The following is a 6,716-nucleotide window of genomic DNA, read 5'->3' as shown; positions in this document are numbered from 1 at the left end:
GCGCCCGCGCCCGCGCGCGGGGGGGCGGCCCCGCCGGCGCCCGCGCCGCCCCGCGCGGCCCTCACACCCCCCCCCCCCCCCCCCCCTGGCGCTTTCCGGGCACAAACGCGGAAGGAGCCGACGTCACCTCGGTGACCGGCTCCTCTCCACTCTCAACGTATAGCGCACCGGGGGGCTTGCGGCAAGACCCCCCTCATCCCCCAGAATCACCAGTCGACCCACCAGTGTGGGGCGGTAAAGGGGGGTATTTCATGATTGACGTGATCATCGCCGGTGGTGGACCGACCGGACTGATGCTCGCCGGTGAACTGCGGCTGCACGGGGTGCGTGTGCTCGTACTGGAGCGGGAGGCGGAGCCGACCCGGCAGTCCCGCGCCCTCGGGATCCATGTCCGCAGCATCGAGATGATGGACCAGCGCGGGCTGCTGGAGCGGTTCCTGCCGCTCGGTGAGCGGTTCGCGGTCGGCGGTTTCTTCGCCGGTATGGGCAGGACGTGGCCCGAGCGGCTGGACACCGCGCACAGTTACGTCCTCGCCATCCCGCAGACCACCACCGAGCGCCTGCTGGCCGAGCACGCCACCGGACTCGGCGCCGAGATCCGGCGCGGCAGCGAGGTGGCCGGGCTGAGCCAGGACGAGCGGGGGGTGACGGTCGAACTCGCCGACGGTACGCGGATACGCACCCGCTACCTGGTCGGCTGTGACGGTGGCCGCAGTACGGTGCGCAAGCTGCTCGGGGTCGGCTTCCCCGGTGAACCCAGCAGGGTCGAGACGCTGCTGGGCGAGATGGAGGTGGGGGAGGACCCGGCGAAGGTGGCCGCCGTGGTGGCGGAGGTCCGCGCAACCCAGTACCGGTTCGGTGTCATGCCCCTGGAGGGCGGGACGTTCCGTGTCATCGTGCCCGCCGAGGGCGTGGCCGGGGACCGCGCGGTCCCGCCGGCCTTCGAGGAGTTCAAGCAGCGGTTGCGCGAGGTCGCCGGTACGGACTTCGGCGTATACACCCCGCGCCGGCTCTCCCGGTTCGGTGACGCCACGCGGCTGGCCGAGCGCTACCGTACGGGCCGGGTGCTGCTGGCCGGTGACGCGGCGCACATCCACCCGCCGACCGGCGGTCAGGGGCTCAACCTCGGGATCCAGGACGCCTACAACCTCGGCTGGAAGCTGGCCGCCGAGGTGGGCGGCTGGGCGCCCGAGGGTCTGCTGGACAGTTACCACGCGGAACGGCACCCGGTGGCCGCCGCCGTACTGGACAACACCCGCGCGCAGATGCTGCTGCTCTCCCCCGAGCCGGGGCCGCGGGCGGTGCGCCGGCTGGTGGCGGAGCTGATGGAGTTCGAGAACGTCAACGAGCACCTGATCGAGAAGATCACCGCGATCGGGGTCCGCTACGACCTCGGTGAGGGGCATGAACTGCTCGGCCGGCGGCTGCGGGACGTGGCGCTGAAGCGGGGGCGCCTGTACGGGCTGATGCACCGCGGCCGGGGGCTGCTGCTCGACCGGACCGGCGAACTCTCGGTGGCGGGCTGGGAAGACCGGATCGACCATGTCGTCGACGCGAGCGAGGAGCTGGACGTGGACGGGGTGCTGCTGCGGCCGGACGGCCATGTCGCGTGGGTCGGTGACGACCGGGCGGATCTCCTCGGTCATCTGCCCCGGTGGTTCGGCGCTCCCACCGGGTGAGAGCGGTGGGCCTGCCCTCGCCGCCTGCCCTCGCCGGGTGAGTGCGCGGCCGGGGCGGGCCCCTGGTCAGCGGGGCCGGCGCAGCCCCGCGACGAGGAGTTCGACCAGGCGGCGGGCGTCGTAACGGGGGTCGCTGTCCGCGCCGATGCAGAGGTTGCCGACGCCTCGCATCAGTTCGAAGGCCGTCAGGTCGGACCGGATCTCGTCGGCGGCGGCCGCGGCGTCGAGCAGTTCGGTGCACACCGGCACGAGGCGGTCGAGGAAGTAGGTGTGCAGCGTGTCGAAGCCGGCCTGGTCGGAGCGGAGCGCCCCGGCGAGTCCGTGCTTGGTGACCAGGAAGTCGACGAAGAGGTTGATCCACCGCCCCAGCGCGGCGTGCGGGGTCGGGCCCTCCGCCAGCAGGACCGGGCCGGCCTCGGCGCACGCCTCGACCTGGTGGCGGTAGACGGCGACGATCAGGTCGGCGCGGGTCGGGAAGTGGCGGTAGATCGTGCCCACGCCCACGCCCGCCTCGGCCGCGATGTCCCGTACCGGTGCCTCCACGCCCGAGGTGACGAAGACCGCGGCGGCGGCGTCGAGGAGCGTCTCCTTGTTGCGCCGGGCGTCCGCCCGCTTGGGCGGGGCCGCGGGCCCCGCGCTCGGGTCGCTGTCGTTCACCGCGCCGTTCCCTCCGCTGCCGGACCGCCTGCCGGTACCCCGGGAACGGTCCGTACCGGTACTTCCGGAACAAAGTTCCGTTTGTCCATCATGGCAGAGCGGGGGCCCGGCGGCCAAGCCCGGTGGCGCCGCCGGGCCGCACCCCTTACTTCTGGCGCCGCCGGTTCGCGCTCGTGAACTCCTCGTACGCCGCGACGACCTCCCGCGCCGGGCCGTCCATCCGCAGCGTGCCCGACTCCAGCCACAGCGCCCGGTCGCAGGTCTCCAGGATGGACTTGTTGCTGTGGCTGACGAGGAAGACCGTCCCGGCCTCCTCGCGCAGCGCGGCGATGCGCTCCTGGCTGCGGCGCTGGAACCGCGCGTCGCCGGTGGAGAGCGCCTCGTCGATCAGGAGGACGTCATGGCTCTTGGCCGCGGCGATCGAGAAGCGCAGCCGGGCGCCCATCCCCGAGGAGTACGTCCGCATCGGCAGCGAGATGAAGTCGCCCTTCTCGTTGATCCCGGAGAACTCCACGATGTCCTCGTAGCGCTCCCGTACCTGCTCGCGCGTCATGCCCATGGCCAGCCCGCCGAGGATGACGTTGCGCTCGCCGGTCAGATCGTTCATCAGCGCCGCGTTGACGCCGAGCAGTGAGGGCTGGCCCCGGGTGAAGACCCGGCCCCGGCTGGGCGGCAGCAGCCCCGCGACGGCCTTGAGCAGCGTCGACTTGCCGGAGCCGTTGGAGCCGATCAGGCCGATCGCCTCGCCCTTGTACGCGGCGAAGCTGACGCCCTTGACCGCGTGCACCTCGCGCGCGCCGGGGGCGGAGCGCCGGGAGAGTATCCGGCTCAGGGCGGAGGTGGCGCTGCCCCGGCCGCCCTTGGTGCCGTGGACGGTGTAGGTGATGTGCACGCCGTCGACGACGACGGTGGGGACCGGTGCGGGTGCCGCGTCCGGTTCCGGGGTCGCGTCCGGTTCCGGGGTCGCGCCCGGCTCCGGTGCGGGGTCGGTGAACGTATCAGCCACGTCCGTACTCCTCCTCGGCCTTCCAGAAGAACAGGAACCCTCCGGCACCGGCGAGCAGCGCCCAGCCGAGGGCGACGGCCCAGACGTGCGGGGGCAGTTGGGCGGCGGTGAAGCTGTCGACGAGCGCGAAGCGCATCAGGTCGATGTAGACGGCGGCCGGATTGCACTGGAGCGCCACCGTGACGAGGTGCGGCACGTTCTCGCCCTTGGTCACCCGGTCCACGCTCCACATCACGCCGGAGACGTACATCCAGGTACGCAGCAGGAACGGCATGAGCTGGGAGATGTCCGGGGTCCTGGCGGCCAGCCGCGCCAGCGCCATCGAGACACCGGTGTTGAACACCGCCTGGAGCGCGAGGGCGGGCAGTGCCAGCAGCCAGCCGGCGTCCGGGTACTCGCCGAAGCAGGCCAGGATCACCACCAGCGCGCCCAGCGAGAACAGCAGTTGCTGGAGCTGCTGGAGGGCGAGCGCGATCGGCAGGGCGGCGCGCGGGAAGTGCAGGGCCCGTACGAGACCGAGGTTGCCGGAGATCGCGCGGGTCCCCGCCATGATCGAGTTCGAGGTGAAGGTCCAGATGAAGACGCCCGTCACCAGGAACGGGACGAAGTCCGGGATGTCGCGCCTGGTGTCGAGCAGCACCCCGAAGATGAAGTAGTAGACCGTCGCGTTGAGCAGCGGGGTCATGACCTGCCAGACCTGGCCCAGCTTGGCCTGGCTGTACTGGGCGGTCAGCCGCGCCGTCGCGAACGCGGTGACGAAGTGGCGCCGCGACCAGAGCTGCCGCAGATAGTCGGGGAGCGAGGGGCGGGCGCCGCTCACGGTCAGGCCGTGCTGCCGTGCGAGGGCGCCGAGGTCGGTCCCGGGCACGGGGAGCGAGGTCGCCGCGGGGGTGTCCGGTGGTGTCGCCGTGATGGTCCTGCTCTGGCTCACAGGGGTCGCTTTCGACGGTGGCGGGGGCGGTCGTCTCCACTCCCGACGACGGGACGCTGCCGTATCGTCGCAACGTCACGGTAGGCCGAGGGTACGTCGCAACGCAACCGTATCGTCGTCACGTGGCCGGGGCGCCGGGGCGCCGCTATGCTCGGTGCCGATGACTACCGACCCCCGCACCCGCCCCGGCACCACCGCGGACCCCCGTGCCACCCGCCGGGTGCCCGCCGGCGCCGCCGTGCTCCGGGAGGACGTGACCGACGCCATCCGCGCCGCCGTCTTCGAGGAACTGGCCGCGGTCGGGTTCGCCCGGATGTCCATCGAGGGCATCGCGCGGCGCGCGGGCGTCGGCAAGACCGCCGTCTACCGCCGCTGGAAGTCCAAGCTGGAGCTGGTCCTCGACCTGGTCTCGGCCTTCGCCGCGCAGGGACTGCCCGCCCCCTCGACCGGTTCGCTGTACGGGGACGTGCGCGCCCTGCTCGAAGTGGCCTCGCACGCCCTGCGCCACCCGGTCGCCTCGCAGGTCATCCCCGATCTGCTGGTGGAGGCGGCCCGCCACCCCGAGATCTCCGACGCGATCAAGGCGGCGCTCCTGGACGGCCAGCGGGGCATCGCCGCGGTGATCGTCCGCGAGGCCGTCGCACGCGGCGAACTGCCCGAGGGCGCGGACGCCGACCGGGCGCTGGACCTGATCGTCGGGCCGCTCTACTGGCGGCTGGTCGTCGTCCGGGGCACGCTGCCCGAGGGGTATCTGGACGATCTGGCCGCCTCGGCGGTCGCCGCGCTCGGCCGGGCCTGACCGGTTCCGCCCGCCGGAGCGGCAGCATCCGCCGAAGCGGCACCGGGGTCCGTCGGAGCGGCACCTGCGCCCGGAGCGGCACCGGCGCCGGGAGCGGTACCGGCGCCCGCCGGTTCCGGGGTCTGCCCGAGGAAGACATGGCGGACGACGCGCTCCGCCGCCCGTCCGTCGTCGTACGGGCAGAACCGGGCCCGGAAGGCCGCCCGCAGTTCGGCGGAGCGGGAGCCGCGCCAGTGGCCCGAGGCGAAGATGCCGATCAGCTCGTCCTCGGTGCGGGCGATCGCGCCCGGCGGGCAGGCCCGCAGATCGAGACAGGTTCCCCGGGCCGCCTCGTACGCCTCCCGGTCGCCGTGGTGGAGGACGATCGGCCGGTCGAGGCCCGCGTAGTCGACCATCAGCGACGCGTAGTCCGTGAGCAGTACGTCGGAGGCGAGACACAGGGTCTCCACCGACGGATGGGCGGACACGTCGACGATCCGGGGGTGCGGCGGGCAGGGCGCCGGGGCGCCGTACGCGGGGTGCGCGCGGACCAGCAGCACGAAGCGCGGGCCCAGTGAGCGCGCCAGCCGCTCCGGATCGAGGGGGAGGGGCTGAGCGCGGCGGTGGTCGCGATACGCGGGGGCGTACAGGACGGCCGTGCTCCCCTCCGGGACGGACAGGGACTCCCGCAGCCGCGCGCGGCCGGCCGCCGTGGCCCGCCGGAAGACGTCCGTACGCGGGCGGCCGTACTCCAGGGTGGCGGCGGGCGAGGGGCAGACCCGCTCCCGTACCAGCGTGGAGTGGCGGTTGGCGGAGAGGGAGAAGTCCCAGCGGGCCGCGTCGGCGAGCAGCCGGGCGATGTCCGTGGTGTGCGCGGCGGCCGGCCGGTCCAGCAGATCGGTCCCGGTGGCGCCGACCGGCGTCCCGTCGTGCGTCTGGAGCAGGAGCTGTCCGCGCCGCTTGACGAGCCGGGGCTCGAAACCGGCGTCGCTGACCAGGTACCGGGAGCGGGCGAGCGCCGTCCAGTGCGCGAACGAGCCGGCGCGCACCCGGCGCGTGCCTGTCGGGACCAGATGGGTGTGGGCGGCGTCGGTGATCCAGGAGGTGCGCAGCCGCGGGGCGAGTTCGCGGGCGGCCTCCTCGATGGCCGCCGGGTCGCCGCCGTACCCGTAGACCGGTTCCCGGCCCAGGGCGTGCCCGGAGCCGGGGGAGGCGAAGACCGCGCGGTCGGCGCGGACCGGCAGCCGCCGCTGGATCCCGTAGTGCAGCCGCAGCGCGAGCGCCCGGACGGTCCGGCGCGCCGCCCGCACGCCCCGGGTCGCGCGCCCGCGTACGGCTCGCGCGGCGCACAGCACGGCGTACGTACGGTGCGCGCCGAGCCGGAGCAGCAGTGTGTGCGGGGGCGGGGAAGGCGCCCGCGCGCCGTCCGGGGCGGGCGAGGCGCGCGGGGGGCGGTAGCGGCGGTGGTGGGCGCGCGCCGCCCGGGCGAAAACGCCGCGGGTCCGGGGCCGCCCCGCCCCCCCCGGGCGCGGGGGGTGGGGGCGGGGGGGGCCGCGTGTGTGGGTGAGCGGGGGGGGGGCGGCGGGGTCGGGCGCGCGCGCGGGGGACGACGCGGGCCGGCGCTTCCGCTGGCTGATCGCGCCGCGCTCCACCGTCGTACAGCCG

General features: G+C 74.1%; 6 protein-coding genes and 1 pseudogene. 3 read left to right on the top strand and 4 right to left on the bottom strand.

The annotated features are described in order from the left end of the window. Positions 1–251: 251 nt before the first annotated feature. The gene (gene rox, locus ACFXPK_RS30365; RefSeq protein WP_385080310.1) at positions 252–1,679 is read left to right on the top strand and encodes a rifampin monooxygenase; all 1,428 of its coding nucleotides are present in this window, start codon (positions 252–254) and stop codon (positions 1,677–1,679) included. A 66-nt stretch (positions 1,680–1,745) separates the two neighbouring features. Here the strand turns inward: rox and ACFXPK_RS30360 are convergent, their stop codons facing one another. The 3 genes from ACFXPK_RS30360 to ACFXPK_RS30350 form a co-directional block, all read right to left on the bottom strand. Next, a complete protein-coding gene (locus ACFXPK_RS30360) occupies positions 1,746–2,336 on the bottom strand; it encodes a TetR/AcrR family transcriptional regulator (protein WP_385006793.1) in 591 nt (196 codons plus the stop codon). Positions 2,337–2,481: 145 nt separating this feature from the next. Beyond that, positions 2,482–3,228: an ABC transporter ATP-binding protein gene (locus tag ACFXPK_RS30355; RefSeq protein ID WP_385080319.1), complete on the bottom strand. Its 747-nt coding sequence runs from the start codon at positions 3,226–3,228 to the stop codon at positions 2,482–2,484. 106 nt (positions 3,229–3,334) lie between these two features. Then, a complete protein-coding gene (locus ACFXPK_RS30350; RefSeq protein ID WP_385080317.1) occupies positions 3,335–4,255 on the bottom strand; it encodes an ABC transporter permease in 921 nt (306 codons plus the stop codon). A gap of 178 nt (positions 4,256–4,433) precedes the next feature. On the opposite strand from ACFXPK_RS30350, the gene ACFXPK_RS30345 reads away from it, so the two are divergent. Beyond that, a complete protein-coding gene (locus tag ACFXPK_RS30345; protein WP_385080308.1) occupies positions 4,434–5,072 on the top strand; it encodes a TetR/AcrR family transcriptional regulator in 639 nt (212 codons plus the stop codon). On the opposite strand, the gene ACFXPK_RS30340 is transcribed toward ACFXPK_RS30345, so the two are convergent. Then, positions 4,979–6,361, bottom strand: a complete 1,383-nt coding sequence (locus tag ACFXPK_RS30340) for a CDP-glycerol glycerophosphotransferase family protein (RefSeq protein ID WP_385080307.1) — start codon at positions 6,359–6,361, stop codon at positions 4,979–4,981. The two genes, ACFXPK_RS30345 and ACFXPK_RS30340, sit on opposite strands and share 94 nt — an antisense overlap. Before the next feature lie 280 nt (positions 6,362–6,641). On the opposite strand from ACFXPK_RS30340, the pseudogene ACFXPK_RS30335 reads away from it, so the two are divergent. Continuing rightward, positions 6,642–6,716: pseudogene (locus ACFXPK_RS30335) on the top strand (DUF3037 domain-containing protein); the annotation flags it as partial.

It is taken from the genome of Streptomyces sp. NPDC059142 (assembly GCF_042755665.1).
Taxonomy (GTDB): Bacteria; Actinomycetota; Actinomycetes; order Streptomycetales; family Streptomycetaceae; genus Streptomyces.
This window is presented reverse-complemented; position numbering and strand designations above follow the sequence as displayed.

Bases quoted from the DNA above. Each gene is read 5' to 3' on its own strand.
- rox (WP_385080310.1), top strand. From the start codon at position 252: ATGATTGACGTGATCATCGCCGGTGGTGGACCGACCGGACTGATGCTC.
- ACFXPK_RS30345 (WP_385080308.1), top strand. From the start codon at position 4,434: ATGACTACCGACCCCCGCACCCGCCCCGGCACCACCGCGGACCCCCGT.